This window comes from Bradyrhizobium sp. McL0615 (assembly GCF_049993905.1).
Taxonomy (GTDB): Bacteria; Pseudomonadota; Alphaproteobacteria; order Rhizobiales; family Xanthobacteraceae; genus Bradyrhizobium.
The window spans coordinates 8,011,077-8,029,514 of the sequence record NZ_CP188254.1 but is presented as its reverse complement, the minus strand read 5'-3'; the positions used below and the strand labels follow the sequence as shown (position 1 = coordinate 8,029,514).

General features: G+C 64.4%; 18 protein-coding genes and 1 pseudogene. 15 read left to right on the top strand and 4 right to left on the bottom strand.

Annotated elements, in window-relative coordinates; all coding sequences use genetic code 11:
- The first annotated feature begins 583 nt into the window (after positions 1-583).
- The 4 genes and pseudogenes from ACPPVP_RS38675 to ACPPVP_RS38660 all read left to right on the top strand — a co-directional run bounded on the left by ACPPVP_RS38675 (position 584) and on the right by ACPPVP_RS38660 (position 7,513).
- Positions 584-2,299 (top strand): type I secretion system permease/ATPase, encoded by a 1,716-nt coding sequence (locus tag ACPPVP_RS38675; protein WP_426538285.1) that lies wholly within the window; start codon positions 584-586, stop codon positions 2,297-2,299.
- The gene (locus ACPPVP_RS38670) at positions 2,296-4,305 is read left to right on the top strand and encodes an HlyD family type I secretion periplasmic adaptor subunit (RefSeq protein WP_426528778.1); all 2,010 of its coding nucleotides are present in this window, start codon (positions 2,296-2,298) and stop codon (positions 4,303-4,305) included. The genes ACPPVP_RS38675 and ACPPVP_RS38670 overlap by 4 nt, the downstream gene beginning before the upstream one ends.
- Before the next feature lie 109 nt (positions 4,306-4,414).
- Entirely contained in the window at positions 4,415-6,283 is a 1,869-nt protein-coding gene (gene htpG / locus ACPPVP_RS38665) for a molecular chaperone HtpG (RefSeq protein WP_426528777.1), read from the top strand.
- 76 nt (positions 6,284-6,359) lie between these two features.
- Positions 6,360-7,513 (top strand): annotated as a pseudogene (locus tag ACPPVP_RS38660) (DUF3095 domain-containing protein).
- A 111-nt stretch (positions 7,514-7,624) separates the two neighbouring features.
- On the opposite strand, the gene ACPPVP_RS38655 reads toward ACPPVP_RS38660, so the two are convergent.
- The 3 genes from ACPPVP_RS38655 to ACPPVP_RS38645 form a co-directional block, all read right to left on the bottom strand.
- Positions 7,625-8,086, bottom strand: coding sequence for a DUF2147 domain-containing protein (locus ACPPVP_RS38655; protein WP_426528776.1), 462 nt, complete (start codon positions 8,084-8,086; stop codon positions 7,625-7,627).
- 86 nt (positions 8,087-8,172) lie between these two features.
- Positions 8,173-9,555 carry an MATE family efflux transporter gene (locus ACPPVP_RS38650; RefSeq protein WP_426528775.1) on the bottom strand — a complete coding sequence of 461 codons (1,383 nt, stop codon included), beginning with the start codon at positions 9,553-9,555 and terminating at the stop codon, positions 8,173-8,175.
- Between the two features lie 87 nt (positions 9,556-9,642).
- Positions 9,643-10,182 carry a GNAT family N-acetyltransferase gene (locus ACPPVP_RS38645; protein WP_426528774.1) on the bottom strand — a complete coding sequence of 180 codons (540 nt, stop codon included), beginning with the start codon at positions 10,180-10,182 and terminating at the stop codon, positions 9,643-9,645.
- A 255-nt stretch (positions 10,183-10,437) separates the two neighbouring features.
- Between ACPPVP_RS38645 and ACPPVP_RS38640 the strand changes: the two genes are divergently transcribed.
- From ACPPVP_RS38640 to ACPPVP_RS38620, 5 genes are all read left to right on the top strand, one after another.
- Positions 10,438-11,034, top strand: a complete 597-nt coding sequence (locus tag ACPPVP_RS38640; protein ID WP_426528773.1) for a superoxide dismutase — start codon at positions 10,438-10,440, stop codon at positions 11,032-11,034.
- Positions 11,035-11,268: 234 nt separating this feature from the next.
- Entirely contained in the window at positions 11,269-11,643 is a 375-nt protein-coding gene (gene crcB / locus ACPPVP_RS38635) for a fluoride efflux transporter CrcB (RefSeq protein WP_426528772.1), read from the top strand.
- A gap of 150 nt (positions 11,644-11,793) precedes the next feature.
- Positions 11,794-12,396 carry a permease gene (locus ACPPVP_RS38630; RefSeq protein WP_426538283.1) on the top strand — a complete coding sequence of 201 codons (603 nt, stop codon included), beginning with the start codon at positions 11,794-11,796 and terminating at the stop codon, positions 12,394-12,396.
- Positions 12,393-12,896 carry a hypothetical protein gene (locus ACPPVP_RS38625; RefSeq protein WP_426528771.1) on the top strand — a complete coding sequence of 168 codons (504 nt, stop codon included), beginning with the start codon at positions 12,393-12,395 and terminating at the stop codon, positions 12,894-12,896. The genes ACPPVP_RS38630 and ACPPVP_RS38625 overlap by 4 nt, the downstream gene beginning before the upstream one ends.
- A gap of 137 nt (positions 12,897-13,033) precedes the next feature.
- Positions 13,034-13,171, top strand: coding sequence for a hypothetical protein (locus tag ACPPVP_RS38620; RefSeq protein WP_426528770.1), 138 nt, complete (start codon positions 13,034-13,036; stop codon positions 13,169-13,171).
- On the opposite strand, the gene ACPPVP_RS38615 is transcribed toward ACPPVP_RS38620, so the two are convergent.
- Positions 13,168-13,428: a hypothetical protein gene (locus tag ACPPVP_RS38615; protein WP_426528769.1), complete on the bottom strand. Its 261-nt coding sequence runs from the start codon at positions 13,426-13,428 to the stop codon at positions 13,168-13,170. The two genes, ACPPVP_RS38620 and ACPPVP_RS38615, sit on opposite strands and share 4 nt — an antisense overlap.
- A 199-nt stretch (positions 13,429-13,627) precedes the next feature.
- On the opposite strand from ACPPVP_RS38615, the gene ACPPVP_RS38610 reads away from it, so the two are divergent.
- Genes ACPPVP_RS38610 through ACPPVP_RS38585 form a run of 6 tightly spaced genes read left to right on the top strand, consistent with a single transcriptional unit; the run spans position 13,628 to position 18,437 of the window.
- Positions 13,628-13,819 carry a hypothetical protein gene (locus ACPPVP_RS38610; protein WP_426528768.1) on the top strand — a complete coding sequence of 64 codons (192 nt, stop codon included), beginning with the start codon at positions 13,628-13,630 and terminating at the stop codon, positions 13,817-13,819.
- A gap of 2 nt (positions 13,820-13,821) precedes the next feature.
- Complete coding sequence (locus ACPPVP_RS38605) at positions 13,822-14,580, top strand: metal ABC transporter ATP-binding protein (protein WP_426528767.1); 759 nt, start codon at positions 13,822-13,824, stop codon at positions 14,578-14,580.
- Positions 14,580-15,449 carry a metal ABC transporter permease gene (locus ACPPVP_RS38600; RefSeq protein WP_426528766.1) on the top strand — a complete coding sequence of 290 codons (870 nt, stop codon included), beginning with the start codon at positions 14,580-14,582 and terminating at the stop codon, positions 15,447-15,449. The genes ACPPVP_RS38605 and ACPPVP_RS38600 overlap by 1 nt, the downstream gene beginning before the upstream one ends.
- Positions 15,450-15,451: 2 nt before the next feature.
- Positions 15,452-16,321, top strand: coding sequence for a metal ABC transporter substrate-binding protein (locus ACPPVP_RS38595; RefSeq protein ID WP_426528765.1), 870 nt, complete (start codon positions 15,452-15,454; stop codon positions 16,319-16,321).
- 47 nt (positions 16,322-16,368) lie between these two features.
- Positions 16,369-17,421 carry a CobW family GTP-binding protein gene (locus ACPPVP_RS38590; protein WP_426528764.1) on the top strand — a complete coding sequence of 351 codons (1,053 nt, stop codon included), beginning with the start codon at positions 16,369-16,371 and terminating at the stop codon, positions 17,419-17,421.
- Positions 17,421-18,437, top strand: a complete 1,017-nt coding sequence (locus tag ACPPVP_RS38585) for a WD40 repeat domain-containing protein (RefSeq protein ID WP_426528763.1) — start codon at positions 17,421-17,423, stop codon at positions 18,435-18,437. The genes ACPPVP_RS38590 and ACPPVP_RS38585 overlap by 1 nt, the downstream gene beginning before the upstream one ends.
- Position 18,438: the final 1 nt, after the last annotated feature.

The following is an 18,438-nucleotide window of genomic DNA, read 5'->3' as shown; positions in this document are numbered from 1 at the left end:
TCATCCAGTCGAATTTATTGACGCGTGACCGCGGTCATCCGCCAGGGAGCGGGATGTGCGCACGATGAAGGATCAGTTAGCTTCGTGGCGTCATTCGGCCGAGACGGCGACTATTGAGCGCCGAAGCAAGGTGATAGACCGACGAATCCATGACGCGCGCCGCGCCGAAAAAAGGCGAATGAAACCCGCGCAGGGAACCGAACAACGGAAGGAAATTGCTGCGGTTATCGTCGGGCGTTGTGCGAATCCGGGAGGCCGACTCTCCCGTGCCGGAATTCTGCTCACCCACGGGGCATTGAGCCGGCGACAACGCAGCGTTCGCCACCTTTCTACCCGCGAGCGAACTTGAACAATCGGCATTCGTCGCATTCTCGTCGAAAAATGGTCCGCATCGCGCGTCAAGCAGGCCTGCAGGGAAACCCGACGTGCGAGCGGGTCGAAGGGCATTTCAATGAGTATCGCTCAGGGTCAGACACCGAACCGAGCGCGGGCAGCGCCTGCGTCCCGCGCCATTTCGGGGCTGCTTTCGACCCTGGCTGCCGACGATCCCGTCGCGACCGCGATGCGTGCCAGCGCGCGCCGCATGATCGGCGTCGCCGTGTTCAGCGGTGTCATCAACATCCTGATGCTGTCGGGCTCCCTTTATATGTTGCAGGTGTACGATCGGGTGATTCCGAGCCGGAACCTCGCGACCCTGTTCGGTCTCTCCCTGATGGTGCTGATCGCCTATCTGGTGCAGGGATATTTTGATGCGATGCGGTCGCGGATGCTTTGCCGGATCGCAACGCTGTTCGATGGTGGCCTGCAGGAATCGATCCATTCGGCGCTCGCCACCCTGCCGCTGCGCGGGGTGAAGCCGGTCCTGATGCAGCAGCCGCTGCGCGATCTCGATCAGGTGCGCACCTTCATGTCGGGGATGGGGCCGACGGCGTTCCTCGACATGCCGTGGATCCCGGTGTTTCTGATCGGGCTGTTTCTGTTTCACCCGATGATCGGCTTCACGGCGCTGCTGGGCACCGCGGCGATCATTGCCATGACGTTGGTGACCGAGCGGATCTCGCGCGGCGCAACCAAGGCAGCGTCGGACCTGAACGCGCAGCGGCAGGTGCTGGCGGATGCGACGCAGCGCAACGCGGAGATCGTTCGCGCGCTCGGCATGACGGATCGGCTGACCGCGCGCTGGTCGCAGGCCAATGAGCGCTATTTGCAGGAAAACATCCGCGCCACCGACGTCTATGCCAATCTCGGCGCGAGCGCGAAGGTGCTGCGCTACATCCTGCAATCGGGAATGCTGGGCATGGGCGCCTATCTCGTCGTCGCCGACAAGGCGTCGGGCGGCATCATGATTGCGTCCTCGATCCTGATGGGGCGTGCGCTCGCGCCCGTCGAAATCGCGCTTGGCACCTGGAAGCAACTGTCCGCCGCCCGCCAGGGCCTTGCGCGCCTGCGCGACATCTTGAAGGCGACCGCACAGCCGCCGGCGCCGCCGGTCAAGTTGCCGCGGCCCGGCCGCGAATTGTCCGTGCAGAATCTCGCGGTGGCCGCACCAGGCTTCGACATGCCGATCGTGTCCGGTGTCACGTTTTCGCTGAAGGCCGGCTCGGGGCTGGCGCTATTGGGTGCGAGCGCATCGGGCAAGACCTCGCTCTCGAAGGCGCTGGTCGGAATCTGGCCGGCGCATCGCGGCGCAGTGCGGCTCGACGGCGCGGCGCTCGATCAATGGCGCAACGAGGATCTCGGCCGCCATATCGGCTATTTGCCGCAGGATGTCGGCCTGTTCGACGGCACCGTGGCGGAGAACATCGCCCGCTTCGACGAGAACGCGAGTTCCGACGCCATCCTGAAGGCCGCGCAGATCGCTGGTGTCCACGACATCATCCTGCGCCTGCCGGAGGGCTACGCGACGCGAATAGGGCAGGGCGGCATGTCGCTGTCGGCCGGCCAGAAGCAGCGGGTTGGGCTGGCGCGGGCGGTGTTCGGCGACCCGTTCCTGCTCGTGCTCGACGAGCCCAACGCCAATCTGGATGCTGACGGCGAGAACGCCCTGACGCGCGCCATCGGGATCATGCGCCAAAACAAATCCATCGTCGTCGTCATCTCGCATCGCCCGAGCGCGCTCTCCGCGCTGGATATGACGATGGTGCTGTACGAAGGCAAGGCGATCGCTTTCGGCCCGAGCGCAGAAGTGTTCGCGCGCGTCCGCAACGCCGGTGGCAAGGGGGTTCCGGGATCGCCGCAGCCCCCGCCGCAGGCCAAGGCAGAACAGCGCGCCTCACTTGCCGAGAGTGTTCCATCATGAAGGGTTTTGATCACGTGCATGCCGATGAAAGAGCAGCGCGCCGCCAGTTCGGGGGAACGGATGAAGACGTCGCGGCCCCGCAGGGCCAGGCGCTGATCCTCGAACTGCAGCGATTGCGACAGGCTTTCGAGCACGACAATCCGCAGGACCAGCGGCCGCCGCTTCGCCGCCCGGCAAATGACGAACCAGGTGCCGGCGCGCGGCGTTCGCGCCAGGCCCGGCCGAAGCGGTCGAAGAAAAAGGGCAAGATGGGACGCGTGCTGGATTGGCTCGGCCCGTTCGGATCCCAGTCCGAGGTGCTCGATCCCGAGCCTCCGGCGCCGCGCGCCGGACGCCGCACACGTGAGCCGCAGTTCGTGCCCCCGCCGCCGGCAAGCGGCAGGCGCGGCCCGGCAGGCCGTGCTTCGGCAAACAATGCTTCGGCAAATTCTTGGCGGAATGAACGGCCGGCGCGCGGTCCGATCATCGCGCCCGACGATCCGTCGCTCATGAACATCCCGAGGTCGCGGCCGGAGGTCTTGTCGATCGACGACCCACGGCTGCCGCCTCGCATCGAGGCTCCCCAATTGGCGCCGCCCAGCCCGGCGGGCCCGATACCGCGCGAACGTTCCGTGACGAACGTCGTCCGCAACGGCCTGACCGCCGGCGTCGCATTCTTGGCCAATCGCGATGGATCGACGGATGTGGCGGGCGCGCCCGGCGACAGCATCGTGCAGCGGGCCGCGCACGCCTTCGAAGGCGAATTGCGCACAGGCTTGCGGGCGCTGATCGTCGTCGGCGGGGTGGCTGGCGGTTGGATGACGCTGGTGCCGCTGTCGGGCGCCGTCGTGGTGCCGGGCAATCTGGTGGTGCAGTCCAACGTCAAGACCGTCCAGCATCCGACTGGCGGCGTGGTCGCGCAGATTCCGGTCCATAACGGCATGCGGGTCAACGCCGGCGATCTGCTGCTGCGGCTGGACTCGACGCAGGCGCAGGCCAGCCTTCAGGTGGTCAGCAAGCAGCTTGACGAAGTGCGGGCGAAGAGCGCGCGGCTGGTCGCCGAGCGCGACGGCCTGCCCAAGCCGACGATCCCGCCGGAAATGTCGTCGCGGCTGGACGACAACAATGTCAAGACGGTGCTGGCTTCTGAGGCATCGCTGTTCCGGGCGCGGACGACCGCCCGCGAGAGCCAGAAGGAACTGCTCAAGAGCAAGGTATCGCAGCTTGGCGAGGAGATCGTCGGCCTCGAGGCGCAGGTCGCATCCAAGGCCAAACAACTGGAGTTGATTACGGGCGAACTCACGGGCGTGCAGGAGCTGTTCGATAAGCGTCTCGTGCCGATCGCACGGCTCACGGCCCTGCAGCGCGAGGCTGCCAGAATCGAGGGTGAACGGGGTCAGTTGATCTCCACCATCGCCGAAACCAAGACCAAGGTCGACGAGGCGAAGCTGCAGCTGGTCAGGCTCGACCAGGATGTCCGCACGGAAGTCGTCAAGGATCTCGGCGAGGCGCAGGGCAAGGAAGCCGAGCTCAGCGAACGAAGCATCGCCGCGCGCGACGTGCTCGAGCGCATCGAGATGCGCGCGCCGACGTCGGGCGTGATCCATCAGTTGAACGCGCACACCATCGGCGGTGTGATTCGCGCCGGCGACGCGGTCATGGAGGTGGTGCCGGATTCCGACGACCTGCAGATCGAGGCCAAGTTGCAGCCGAATGACATCGATCAGGTGCGGAAGGGCCAGCAGGCTTTTGTCCGCTTCTCCGCCTTCAACCAGCGGGTGACGCCGCAGCTGATCGGTCAGGTGTCCTATGTCTCGCCCGACACCACGAAGGACCAGCAGAGCGGCACGTCCTATTTCACGGTCCGCATCATGCTGCCGGAAGAGGAGCGCCGGCGGCTGGCCGGGCTGCAGCTCTCCTCGGGCATGCCCGCGGAAGTGTTCATGCAGACCGGCAGCCGCACCATGCTCAGCTATCTGTTCAAGCCGCTCCTGGATCAGTTCCAGCGCGCGTTTGTCGAGCGGTAGAGGGCGGGCACGGGCATAGACGTCTCGCCGGGGCCTGGCAAATCTTGCCACCCCTGATGGTATCGATATATCAGGGCTTTCCTTTGGCCCTGTTCCCTGCGAGCCCCTTATGACCACCACCACTGCCCCCGAATCCCAGCCGTTCCAGGCCGAGGTTGCCGAGCTTCTGAACCTGATGGTGCACTCGGTCTATTCGGAGACCGACATTTTCCTGCGCGAGCTGATTTCGAACGCCTCGGACGCCTGCGACAAGCTGCGCTATGAGGCGATATCGGCGCCCGAGCTGATCACCGACGGCGCGCCGCCCAAAATCCGAATCGCGCCGAACAAGACGGCCAATACGCTTTCCGTCGTCGACAGCGGTATCGGCATGGACCGGCAGGAGTTGATCGACAACCTCGGTACCATCGCACGCTCCGGCACAAAATCCTTTCTCTCCCGCCTCACCGAGGCCAAGGACGGCACCAATCTGATCGGCCAGTTCGGCGTCGGCTTCTACGCGGCGTTCATGGTTGCCGATCGCATCGTCGTCACCAGCCGCCGCGCCGGTTCGGATGAAGTCTTTGTCTGGTCGTCTTCCGGCGGCAGCGGGTTTGAAATCGCGCCGGCCAGCGAGGAGGACGCCGCGCGTGTCACGCGCGGCTCCGAGATCGTGCTGCATCTGAAAGAGAATGCGGCGAAGTATCTCGAAACCCATGAGATCGAGCGCATCGTCCGCGCCTGGTCCGACAACATCCAGTTTCCAATCGAACTGGTGCCGGAGGAGGGCGAGCCGCGCCAGATCAATTCGGCCAGCGCGCTGTGGCAGCGGCCGAAATCGGAACTCTCGGCGGAGGACTACAAGCAGGCCTACCAACAGATCGCCGGCGCGTTCGACGAACCGGCGATGACGCTGCATTATCGCGCCGAGGGCCGGCAGTCCTATGCGGTGCTGCTGTTCGCGCCGTCGACAAAACCGTTCGATCTGTTCGATCAGGCGCGCAAGGGCAAGGTCAAGCTTTATGTCCGCCGCGTCTTCATCGCCGACGACGCCGATATCCTGCCGGCCTATTTGCGCTTCATTCGCGGCGTGATCGACAGCGAGGATCTTCCGCTCAACATCTCCAGAGAGATGCTGCAGAACAACCCGCAGCTCACCCAGATCCGCAAGGCGGTCACCGGCCGCGTGATATCGGAGCTGGAAAGTTTGGGCGACAAGGAGCCGGAAGCATTTGAGAAGATTTGGGACGCGTTCGGCCCCGTGATCAAGGAAGGCATCTGGGAGGATTTTGAGCGCCGCGAGAAATTGCTGGGCCTGTCGCGCTTCACAACGACCAGTGGCGAGAAGCGTGCGCTCAAGCAATATGTCGAAGATATCAAGCCGAACCAGACCGACATCTATTATCTCACCGGCGAGAGCGTCGAACGGCTGAAGGCCAACCCGAAACTGGAATCCGCAACCGCGCGCGGCATCGAGGTGCTGCTGCTGACCGATCCGGTCGATGCGTTCTGGACCTCGGCGCCGCTCGATTTCGGCGGCAAGCCGCTGAAGTCGCTGAGCCAGGGCGATATCGATTTCGCCCTGATCCCGCTATCGGATGACAAGGCCGAGGACAAAAAGGACGAGCCCGGCGCGGACGAGGCCACGACGATTGCGCTGATCAAGGATGCGCTCGGCGAGCGCGTCTCCGACGTGCGCGCCTCGCAGCGGCTGACGGCGAGCGCGTCATGCCTGGTCGCCGGCGGCGACGCGCATGATCGCATGCTCGAACGGCTGCTGGCGATGCAGAACAAGGCGCCGACCACCAGGCCGATCCTGGAGATCAACATGCGCCATCCCCTGGTCGCGGCGATCACGGGCGACAAGGATGCGGCCAAGGACCTTTCGTTCCTGCTGCTGGAGCAGGCGCAGATCCTCGACGGCGAGTTGCCGGAGGACCCGGCGGCGTTCGCCAACCGGCTGAACCAGTTGGTGCTTCGCGGGATCGTGAAGGGGTAGGACGATCTGTCGCGAACCGCATTTCAGAATTGGCCGTATCTGCCAAGAGGTTTGCGAACCGGGGGGCCTCATCGCCATGACGACGCCTGACGGCACCGACATTTTCTACGGCTCAATCCCGGTCTTTCGCGGTTTTGGCAGCCTGATGGACCCGGCGATGTATTCGCCGTTGCCTGATGACTGGACCGTCGGCGTCGCCGACATCGTGGAATCGACCAAGGCGATCGCCAACCAGCGCTACAAGGCGGTCAACATGGCCGGCGCGGCCGTCATCGCTGCCATCACCAACGCGCTGGACGGGCGCGAATTTCCCTTCGTGTTCGGCGGCGATGGCGCCAGTTTTGCGGTGTCGCCCGACGATCTCGAGCGGGCGCGCGGGGCGCTGGCGGCGACTGCGACCTGGGTTGAGGAAAGTCTCAACCTCATCATGCGCGTAGCGCTGGTGCCGGTCAGGGATATCCGCGCGCAAGGCCTCGACGTCCGTGTCGCGCGCTTCGGTCCGTCGGCCAACCTGTCCTATGCGATGTTTTCCGGCGGCGGTTTGGGGTGGGCGGATGCCGCCATGAAACGCGGCGAATTCGCGGTACCGCCGCCCAATCCTGGCACGCAGCCCGACCTCTCCGGCCTGTCGTGCCGGTTCGAGGAAATGCCTTCCACGCGCGGGCTCATTCTGTCGGTGCTGGTGGTACCCGCCCATGGCGCCGATCCGCATCATTTCCGCAAGGTGATCGAGGACATCATCCGCCTGGTGGAAGAGTCCCCGGATGCCGGGCGGCCGGTGCCGCCGGGCGGGCCGCCGCTGCGCTGGCCGCCGCAGGGCGTCGAGTACGAAGCGCGTGCCGCGCGCGGCGGACCGCTGTTGAAGCGGCGGGGCGTCGTGCTTGCGGTGACGCTATGGGCCTATGTGGTGATGCGCCTCGGCATCAAGGTCGGCAATTTCGTGCCGAAGAATTACGTGCAGCAGGTCGTGGAGAATTCCGACTTCCGCAAATATGACGACGGCCTGCGGATGATCCTCGACTGCACGGAGGAACTGGAGCGCGCGCTGACGGCGCTGCTGGCGAAGGCGGCATCAGAGCGGATCGTGCGCTACGGCCTGCACCGGCAGGACGCGGCGATGATGACCTGCTTCACGCCGTCGGTGATGCGCAGCGATCACGTTACTTTATCGACGGCGCCCGCGGCGGGTATGCGTCGGCGGCCACCGCGTTGAAAGCGATGGCGGCGTGATTCGTAGGGTGGGCAAAGCGCAGCGTGCCCACCATTCGAAGCGACGATGTGGAGAGATGGTGGGCACCCTGCGCTTTGCCCACCCTGCAGATCGGTAATCGAGATCCCGCGCTACCGCCCCACCCGCGTCCAGGTCTCGCCGCCGCAGAGCGCGCCGACGCAGCCTTCGACCCGCAGCGTCTCCGGGCCAGACACCGAGATGCTGCTCGCATAGGTGCCGCCGTCATCGGCGTTATAGATCTGGCCCGACCATTTGTTGGGACCGCTGCGCTGCATGCCGCTGAACAGCGTTAGTCCGATCATCGGCCGCTTCTTCAGCGTCGGGTTCGGATTCTTGTCATCGACCTGGGGCTTGCCGGTAGCGGGGTCGATCGGGTCCTTGAGGCCGACGATCACGCCGCAGAGACCGCCGCCGCATTTGCTGACTTTCACCCGCGCGTCGCCGGCCTGGGTCTGCCAGACGCCGGTCGGCTCGCCTGAGCCCTGCGCGCGGGCCGATGGGGCGGCCATCACTGCAGCCGCGACCCCGATGATGAAAGCGGTCGCAATGATGGAAGATGTTTTGCAAGCCATGAACCATTCCTTCGAAAAGCAGGCTTGCATAGCAACAAATCAGATTCGTGCAACTTCACATTAAGTTCGGTTTACAACCTGGCCGATCATTGACCCCAGCGGGTGAGGCGGATCGAAAGTGCCGTGCCGAGGCCGTAGACGACCATCGCGAGGCCTACCAGCGCGAACAAGGTCCATGCCGGCGCGCCCGCCGAGGCCAGCCACCAGCCGCCGCCGCCGACGATCAGCAACCGCGCGGTGCCGGCCATCACGGGACCGCCGACCTTCGCGGCCCCCTGCGATGAGAAATAGAGGCAGGCCCCCATCCCGAAAAAGGCGAACGCCGGGCCGGCCCAGACCAGATAGGAAGACGCTGCGGCGGTGACGCCGGGATCGCTGGTGAACAGCGAAACCCAGAGCGACGGCATCACGGCGACGATCAGTCCGATGGCGCCGACGATGATGGCGGCCGCGATGCCCGCGGTCCACGCCACCTGCCGCGCGCGCGTCACCAACCCCGCGCCCATCGCCATGCCGACCATCGGCACCGAGGCGACACCAAAAGCAAAGGCGATCGGCGTCAGCAGAAATTCCAACCGTGAGCCCATGCCATAGCCGGCCAATGTCTCGGTGCCGTAGCCGGCCAGGATTTTTGTGAAGATCAGCACCGTCAGCACGGTCTGCAGCGGCGAGAGACAGGACACCGCGCCTACCTTAAGAATGTCGAAGAACATGTCGCGCTGGAATCTAAACCCCTTGAAGTTCAGCGTCAGCCGGCTGCGGCCGCTGACGAGATACCAGGCGAGGAAGATCGCGCCGAGCGTGAAAGCGGTGAGCTGGCCCGCGGCGACGCCGCTCATGCCGAACTTCGGCAACCCAAACAGCCCAAGGCCCAGCGCGCCGCCAACCGCGATCTGCACCAGCGCGGTGCCGATCAGCGTTACCGATGGAATCCGCATGTCACCGGTGCCGCGCACCACCGAGGCCAGCGTATTGACCAGCCAGATCGCCATCGCGCCGGAGAACAGCACGTGCGAATATTGCAGGGCCTGCTCGAGCACGCCGCCGCGCCCGCCGAGCAGCGCGTAGAACGTGTGGCCGAACGCCAGCATCGTCACCGTGAAAAAGATTCCGGCGCAGGCGCCTATCATCGCGGCATGCAGCGCCAGCGTCGCCGCGCGGTCGCGATCGCCGGCGCCGATCGCCCGGCTGATGGCGGAGGAAACGCCGCCGCCCATCGCGCCGGCCGACATCATCTGCGTCAGCATCACGAAGGGAAACACCAGCGCGATGCCGGCCAGCGGCTCGGTGCCGAGCCGGCCGATATAGGAGGTCTCGGCCACCGCAACCATCGTGGTGCCCACCATGGCGATCGCATTGGGCAGCGCGAGCTGCAGCAGCGTCGGCAGGATCGGCGAGGCGAGCAGGCCGTTGATCGGTGCGGATGGAACTGCGGCAGGGCGCATGTCGAGCGGGGCGTCAATGGTCATACGTCGCAGGTCATCCAAATCGAATAAATTATGGCTGACATATTATTCAGGCCGGGCTGCGCAAGCCACCCGCACACCGCGCAGGGGTCACCACGGCAGGCCGCATAGGTCGATTATTCCGTCGCGCGGCTTGCGGGTGAAATCGAACACGTATGGTGCCATCGCTTCGAAGCGAATTCTTCCACCAGGCTGCTCGGCATGGACCTCCCCCTGGAATGGATGCCAGCCGCGCGCCTGGTAGAACGCTTCATTGTGCGGCTCGCAGAACAGCATCGCAAAGCGCACCGCCTCGTGATCGCGCAGGGTTCTGATGGCGGCGTTCAGCGCCAGCGTCGCGTAGCCGCGGCCCCGGCAATCCGGCCGCGTCGAAACGCCGCCGATGCCGCCGATCTCGACCTTGCGCCCGTCCCAGGTCGCAGTGCGGAAATAGATGCCGACATGGCAGGCAAGCCCCCGCTGGGCCGCATCCTCCGGCGCGTCGATCAAAATGCGCAGATCGGCATGGGCCCATTCGATGTGACCCCACGGCAGCCTCTCCACCACATGGCGCGGCCACACCGCCTTCATCAACGGTTCGGCCCTCGACCATGATGCGTCCCCGTTCAGGACGTCGATCTCGATGCTCATTTCATCACCCTGTTGCACCACTCGGAAAGTGGATATCGGTTTTCCGAAAAGATCCTGCCGAAACAAATAGCTGGAGCAGGATGATTTTTCGTAGAAGGATCGCCTGCTCTGGCTGCCGTCCCGTCATACGCTGGACGCGGAGCGGCGTTACCCGGAAGCCTCCCCGTTCTTGCCAAATTGCGGTGTTTATGCGCAATGGAACCTTCTATAAGGGTTCCCGTTAGACTTCGTCTCCCATCAGTTCGGACATCACCCATGACCTTCACGCTGCCCAATCTTCCCTATTCCCACGACGCCCTTGCGCCCCACATGTCCAAGGAAACGCTGGAATATCACCACGACAAGCATCACCAGGCTTACGTGACCAACGGAAACAACGCGATCAAGGGGACCGAATTCGAAGGCAAGTCCCTGGAGGAGATCGTCAAGGGTTCGTTCGGCAAGAATCCGGCCGTCTTCAACAATGCCGGCCAGCACTACAACCATCTGCACTTCTGGAACTGGATGAAGCCAAATGGCGGCGGCAGCAAGCTGCCCGGCCGTCTGGAAAAGAAGATCACCGAAGACCTCGGCGGTCTCGACAAGTTCAAGGCCGATTTCGCCGCCGCCGGCGTCGGTCAGTTCGGCTCCGGCTGGTGCTGGCTGTCGGTCAAGAACGGCAAGCTCGAAATCTCCAAGACCGCGAACGGCGAGAGCCCGCTGGTCCACGGCGCCACGCCGATCCTCGGCTGCGACGTCTGGGAGCACTCCTACTACATCGACTATCGCAACCGCCGTCCCGACTATCTGAAGGCGTTTTGCGACAGCCTGATCAACTGGGACTATGTCGACGAGCTCTACGGCAAGGTCTGAGGCTAGAACTCGGTCATTCCGGGGCGTCGCGAAGCGACGAACCCGGAATCTCGAGATTCCGGGTCTGGTCCTTCGGACCATCCCGGAATGACAGCGGAATAAGTTTCGAAAGGGTGGTAGCTACGGCTGCCGCCCTTTTTCATTGGTATGATGTGCTTTCCATTCTTGCGGGGAGGGCGCGTGTACGGCACAAGCAAAACGCCGGATGACTTCGCTGACGTGGAAAATGCTGCGATGAGCTATTTGCTGGTCTTTGTCGGGGGCGGCCTTGGCGCAAGTCTCCGCCATTTCATCAACGTCACCTGCGCCCGCTGCATGGGCACCGGATTCCCCTGGGGCACCTTCATCATCAACGTCACGGGCTCGACCGTGATGGGGCTGATCGCGGGCTATCTCGCCTTCAGGGGCGAGGCGTCACAGCCTTGGCGGCTGTTTTTGATGACCGGCATTCTCGGCGGCTACACCACGTTCTCGGCCTACTCGCTCGATGCGGCGCTGCTCTATGAGCGCGGCGAACTCGGCCTTGCGGCGCTTTACGTCATAGGCTCGGTCGTGCTCTCGATTGCCGGGCTGTTTGCCGGCCTTGCGCTGGTGCGCCAGTTCGCCTGAATGGTTGGCCCGTAACTTGGCCGGGCCGCGTGACGTCCTCGCATGGGCATGCCTGAGATGCGCATGGGTATCGTGCGAGCTTCCGTTTGCGTCGCCACCTTGGCGGGACTAAGCAGGGCGGAGACGCATCACCCGCAAAACCCATCGCCCTTGTCAGAACACCAGATAAAAGACCCGGCGCCTGCCGATGACGCCGAGCCGAAGCCGCGGCGCGCCCGCAAGCCGGTCGGCTGGTCGATGATCGTGATCGGCGCGCTGGTCGCGGTTTGCGCAGGCCTGGTCTGGCGGCGCGACGGCATCGATGGCGTGCTGAAAATTCTCACGCATGATCTCTGGCTGTTCGGGGAAATCATGCCGCGCGTGCTGGCCGGCTGCCTGCTCGGTGGCTTCATCGCGGAAATTCTGCCGCACGACAAAGTCTCGCGGGCGCTCGGGCCGAATTCGGGGCTCAAGGGATTGCTGATCGGCACGGCGTTTGGCGCGATCCTGCCCGGTGGCCCCTTCACCGCCTATCCGGTGGCGGCGGCGCTGCTCACGGTCGGCGCCGATTTCGGCGCCACCATCGCCATGGTGGTGAGCTGGACGCTGATCGGCTACGGCCGCGCGGTCGCCTGGGAACTGCCGATCCTCGGCACGGATTTTACGCTGTGGCGGATCGTGATCTCGCTGCCGATCCCGATTCTTGCCGGCGCGCTGGGCCGCTTCGTGTTCGTGCGGATGTATCCGAAGGGCGAGCCGGAGCCGCCGGCATGACGCTCTCGGCGCTGATCATCGACGTCACCCTGTGGGGCTCGGTCCTGATCCTCGGCGTCATGGCCTGGCAGCGCGGCCGCGTGGTGCTGGTGTCGTCGGTGCGCGAAGGCAGCATGGATTTCATCAACATCGTGCCGCGCATTGCGCTCGGCGTGATCGGCTCGGGCTACATCGCCGCCGTCATCCCGCCGGAAGTCATCACCGGCTGGCTCGGCCCGGACAGTGGCTGGTTCGGCGTCCTGACTGCTGTGATTGCCGGTGCGGCCACCCCGGGCGGCCCGGTGGTCGGTTTCTCGATCGGCGCGGTCGCGTTGAAAGTCGGCGGCGGCCCGCCGCAGGTCATCGCTTATGTCGTCGCCTGGGCGCTGTTCGCCTTCCAGCGCATGATCCTGTGGGAAATCCCGTTCATGCCGGCCAAGTTTGTCTGGTTTCGCGCGGCGGTCTCGGTGCCGTTTCCGTTTCTGGCGGCGGCCATCGCGATGCTGATCGGGAAGCCGTGATCACGCTCGCACGATGTGCCTGACGAGCTGGATGCTCCAGTGGCAAGCCACTCCGGACCCTGTCTTTGGTGTCTTCGTACCTCCCGTAAGAATTGCGGCCCGCGGAACCCAGGCCGTATCCTCATGGTTAACAATGTATGAAAGCCGTCGCCGCCGCCTTCGTTGCTCTGTTCGTTTTGTGGGTCGTTGACGTCAATTTCAACGGCGGCCGTTACACCGACGGTGCCATGCGGATGATCCGACACACGGCCTCATCGATCGGCGTTCGAAATTAAGGCCGCCTCAGTTTTGGCAGTGGTTTCATCTCGACGCGGTGTGTCAGCGCATGCGGGTGCACGCCGGCTGATGAATACGATCTGCGCCGAATCCTGATCGCAAGCAGCGCCAGCCACATCGCACACAGCAGCGCCAGCGGTGAGACAAGGTGGCCGTCGCCGGCCACAATTCCCAAAGCCCAATAGGTTTGCGTGATTCCGGGCAGCAGGACCGTGAAGACCAGCCCGGTGGCGCTGGTGCCGGTGGGGACCATCATAAGGGTGCCCAGATGGATTGCCGGGGCGAGCCAGACCAGCAGGAGTTCGCCAATTCCCGCGAGCCGAACCCGGTTCAGGCCTTGCAGAGAATGCGTCAGCGTGTAGCGCCGACCCACCCGGAGCCAGGGGTGCCCGAGGCCCCTTTAGAGCCGTGCCAACACGTGGACTCCCGTAATGTTATATTATAACGTTTGGCTCATGCCTCACGACCACTCCCACGACCACGCGCATCACCACCACGGTCACGCCCATTCGCATGGCCCGGCGACGCCGCATCCGGCGCAGCCGGCCCCTTGGTCGATCCTGCGCATGACCGTGACCGCTCGCCTTGCCGCGGCGTTCGCGGTCAGCGCGGCGCTGTGGGCTGTCGTGCTGGTGGCGATGAGGTGAGCATGGCCGCGCAGATCAAATTCCGCGACGTCACGCTGGGTTACGACCGCCATCCGGCCGTGCATCATCTCAATGGCGAGGTCGCGCAAGGCGCGCTGCTGGCGGTGGTCGGGCCGAACGGCGCCGGCAAGTCGACGCTGTTCCGTGGGCTCGCCGGCATTTTGAAACCGCTCGCAGGCTCGATCGATCTCGGCGGGCTCGATATCCGCGACATCGCCTATCTGCCGCAGAGCGTCGACATCGACCGGACTTTTCCGATCTCGGTGTTCGATCTGGTCGGCACTGGTTTGTGGCGCAGAACCGGCTTTTTCGGCGGCATGGGCAAACCGGCGCGGGATAAGATCACGCAGGCGCTCGCCGCCGTCGGCCTCAACGGCTTTGAAAACCGCTCGATCGGCACGCTGTCCGGCGGCCAGATGCAGCGCATGCTGTTTGCGCGCGCGCTGCTGCAGGACGCGCGCCTGATCGTGCTGGACGAGCCGTTCAACGCCATCGACGCCAAAACCTCGGCCGACCTGCTGGGGCTGGTGAAGCGCTGGCACGGCGAGGGGCGCACGGTGCTAGCGGCGCTGCATGACATGGATCTGGTGCGCAGCCATTTTCCGGAGACGCTGCTGCTCGCGCGCGGGCCGGTAGCGTGGGGCGCTACCGCGCAGGTGCTCACGCCCGAAAACCTCACGGAAGCGCGGCGGATGTGCGAGGCGTTCGATGAGACAGCCGCCGCCTGCGCCGTGGACGCCATGCCGCCGCGGGCCGCCTGATGTTTTACGATGCGCTGATCGCGCCCTTCACCGAATTCGAGTTCATGCGCCGCGCGCTCGCCGCCGTGATCGCGCTGGCGCTTGGCGCAGCACCCATCGGCGTGTTCCTGATGCTACGCCGGATGAGCCTCGTCGGTGACGCCATGGCGCATGCTATCCTGCCGGGCGCCGCGATCGGCTTCCTCGTCTCCGGGCTCAATCTGTTCGCGATGACGACGGGGGGGCTGATCGCGGGCTTTACGGTCGCACTGCTTGCAGGCCTCGTTGCGCGCCATACGGAGCTGAAGGAGGACGCATCGCTCGCGACCTTCTACCTGGTGTCGCTCGCGCTCGGCGTCACCATCGTTTCCGTCAAGGGCACCAATATCGATTTGCTGCATGTGCTGTTCGGCAACATCCTGGCGATGGACGACCAGACGCTGCTGGTCATCGCCTTCAACGCCACCATCACGCTGCTGGTGATGGCGGTGATCTACCGGCCGCTGGTGATCGAATGCGTCGATCCGGTGTTCCTGCGCACAGTCTCGCGCGCCGGCGCGCCCGCGCATCTGGCGTTCCTGGCACTGGTCGTGATCAACCTGGTCAACGGCTTTCACGCGCTCGGCACGCTGCTCGGCGTCGGCCTGATGATCCTGCCCGCCGGCATCGCGCGGTTCTGGTCGCGTGACATCACCGGCATGATCTGCATCGCCGTCGCCAGCGCCATCGTCTCGGGCTATGCCGGGCTGGTGCTGTCGTTCCAGACCAAGATTCCTTCGGGGCCGGCGATCATTCTGGTCGCGGCAGTGCTCTATGTGGCCTCTCTATTGTTCGGTCCCGTCAGCGGCCTGGTGCGGCAAATGTTCCCCGGCCGTCACCTCGAGGCGTAGCCATGATCCGGTTCTGGCTTATCGCTCTCGTCTTGCTCGCGGCCACCGGCTCGGCCCGCGCCGCGGACCGCCTCAACGTCGTCGCCAGCTTCTCAATCCTCGGCGATTTCGTCCGCAATGTCGGCGGCGACCGCGTTAACGTGACCACGTTGGTCGGCCCCGATAGCGATGCCCATGTCTATGTGCCGACGCCTGCGGATGCAAAAAAGGTGGCGGATGCAAAACTCGTCTTCGTCAACGGCCTCGGGTTCGAGGGCTGGCTGCCGCGGCTGGTGAAGTCCGCCGGCGGTAAGGCTTCGGTCGTGACCGCGACGACAGGCATCGCGCCGCTCAAGCTCGGCTCGGAAGCCGATCCGCACGCCTGGCAATCGGTTGCCAACGCAAAAATCTATGTCGCCAATATCCGCGAAGCGCTGGCAGCAGTGGCTCCTGCGGACGCCGAGGCCTTCAAGTCCAAGGCGGGCGCCTACCTGACCGAACTCGACGCGCTGGAGCGCGAGGTGCGGGAGGCGATCGCGAAAATTCCGGCAAGCCACCGCAAGGTGATCTCGACCCACAACGCCTTCGGCTATTTCGCCGCCGCCTATGGCGTCGAATTCGTCGCGCCGCTCGGTGTCTCGACCGAATCCGAGGCCAGCGCCCGCGATATCGCAGGGATCATCACCCAGGTCAGGGCCGCCAAAATACCGGCCGTGTTTCTGGAAAATATCACCGACCCCCGCCTGATGGGCCGGATCTCGGCCGAGACCGGCGCCCGGGTTGGCGGAACGCTCTATTCGGATAGCTTAACGGCCGAAAAGGGCGATTCTCCCACTTACATTGCAATGGTCAGGCACAATATAAAGGCCCTGACCAGCGCGCTGAGCCCATAGGGCAGGGGCCTCCCTGCTTGCTCGCGCGCCCCCGCTCCGGAGTTATCATGTCTGAACCTTCGTCCCAAAAAATTCCAGTGACCGTGCTGACGGGCTATCTCGGCGCCGGCAAGACCACGCTGCTCAACCGCATCCTGTCGGAAAACCACGGCAAGAAATACGCCGTCATCGTCAACGAATTCGGCGAGATCGGCATCGACAACGACCTCATCATCGGCGCGGATGAAGAAGTGTTCGAGATGAACAATGGTTGCGTCTGCTGCACCGTGCGCGGCGACCTCGTGCGCATCCTGGACGGCCTGATGAAGCGCAAGGGCAAGTTCGACGCCATCATCGTCGAGACCACGGGATTGGCCGACCCGGCGCCGGTGGCGCAGACCTTTTTCGTCGACGAAGACGTGCAGAAGAACGCGCGGCTTGATGCCGTTGTCACCGTGGCCGATGCGAAGTGGCTGAGCGATCGGCTCAAGGATGCGCCGGAAGCCAAAAACCAGATCGCCTTTGCCGACGTGATCGTTCTCAACAAGACCGACCTTGTCTCCAAGCCCGAACTCGCCGAGGTCGAGGCCCGCATCCGCGGCATCAATCCGTATGCAAAGCTGCATCGCACCGAGCGCTGCCAGGTTCAGCTTTCGGACGTGCTGGAGCGCGGCGCGTTCGATCTGGATCGCATCCTGGAAATCGAGCCGGAATTTTTAGACGCCGGCGACGGTCACGATCATCACCATGATCACGACCATCATCACGGCCATGACCACGATCACAGCCACAGCCATGGCGGGTTGAAGCACTACCACGACGAGGACATGCAATCGCTGTCGCTGCGGTCGGACAAGCCGCTCGACCCCACCAGATTCATGCCGTGGCTGCAAAACCTCGTCGCCACCGAAGGCCAGAAGATTTTGCGCTCGAAGGGCATCCTCGCCTTCACCGACGACGATGACCGCTACGTGTTCCAGGGCGTGCACATGATGCTGGAAGGTGATCACCAGCGGAAATGGAAGGATGGCGAGGCACGCGAAAGCCGTGTCGTCTTCATCGGCCGCGAATTGCCGGAGCAGATGATCCGCGACGGTTTTGATAGCTGTATTACCACGTGATGAAAGAGTTTGATCCGGGCGATACGCCCTCCATTGCTTCCCTCACCGACAAGGTGCGGACGTTGCCGGTCGGCATGTCCGTCACCTCGATCTATTTCCTTGGCGATACCGCGGTGTTTATCGGCGCGGAGGAGCGCGCGGCGATGGTGAACGAGGCGGGCGACGTCTCGAAAGTCGCCATCCATGGCGGCGTTGTGCTGTGTTCGGCGTCCGACGGCAAGCGTATCGTCACCGGCGGCGACGACGGCAAGGTCGTCGCGCTCGACACGAAGGGCGAGGTCACGGTGCTCGCGACCGATGCAAAACGGCGCTGGATCGATAACATCGCGCTGCATCCCGATGGCGCGGTGGCGTGGTCGGCTGGAAAGACCGCGTTCGTTCGCAGCGGGAAGGGCGAGGAGAAGAGCTTTGATGCGCCCTCGACGGTCGGCGGCTTGGCATTCGCGCCAAAAGGCCTGCGCGTGGCGGTCGCCCATTACAATGGCGTGACGTTGTGGTTTCCCAACATGGCGGCGAAGCCGGAATATCTCGAATGGGCCGGCTCGCATCTCGGCGTGATCTTCAGCCCCGACAACAAATTCCTGGTCACCGCGATGCACGAGCCGGCGCTGCACGGCTGGCGGCTTGCGGATAATCGCCACATGCGGATGAGCGGCTATCCCGGCCGGGTCCGTTCGATGTCGTGGAGCGTGGGCGGCAAGGGTCTTGCCACTTCGGGCGCCGACACCGTGATCATCTGGCCGTTCAACAGCAAGGACGGGCCGATGGGCAAGGAGCCGGCGATGCTGGCGCCGCTGCAGGCGCGCGTCTCCACGGTCGCCTGTCATCCGAAGCAGGACATCATGGCCGCGGGCTATAGCGACGGCACCGTGCTGATCGTGCGGCTCGAGGACGGCGCGGAAATCCTGGTGCGCCGCAACGGCAGCGAGCCGGTCGCGGCGCTGGCCTGGAACGCCAAGGGCACGCTGTTGGCCTTCGGCACCGAGGATGGTGACGCCGGCATGCTGGAGTTTTAAT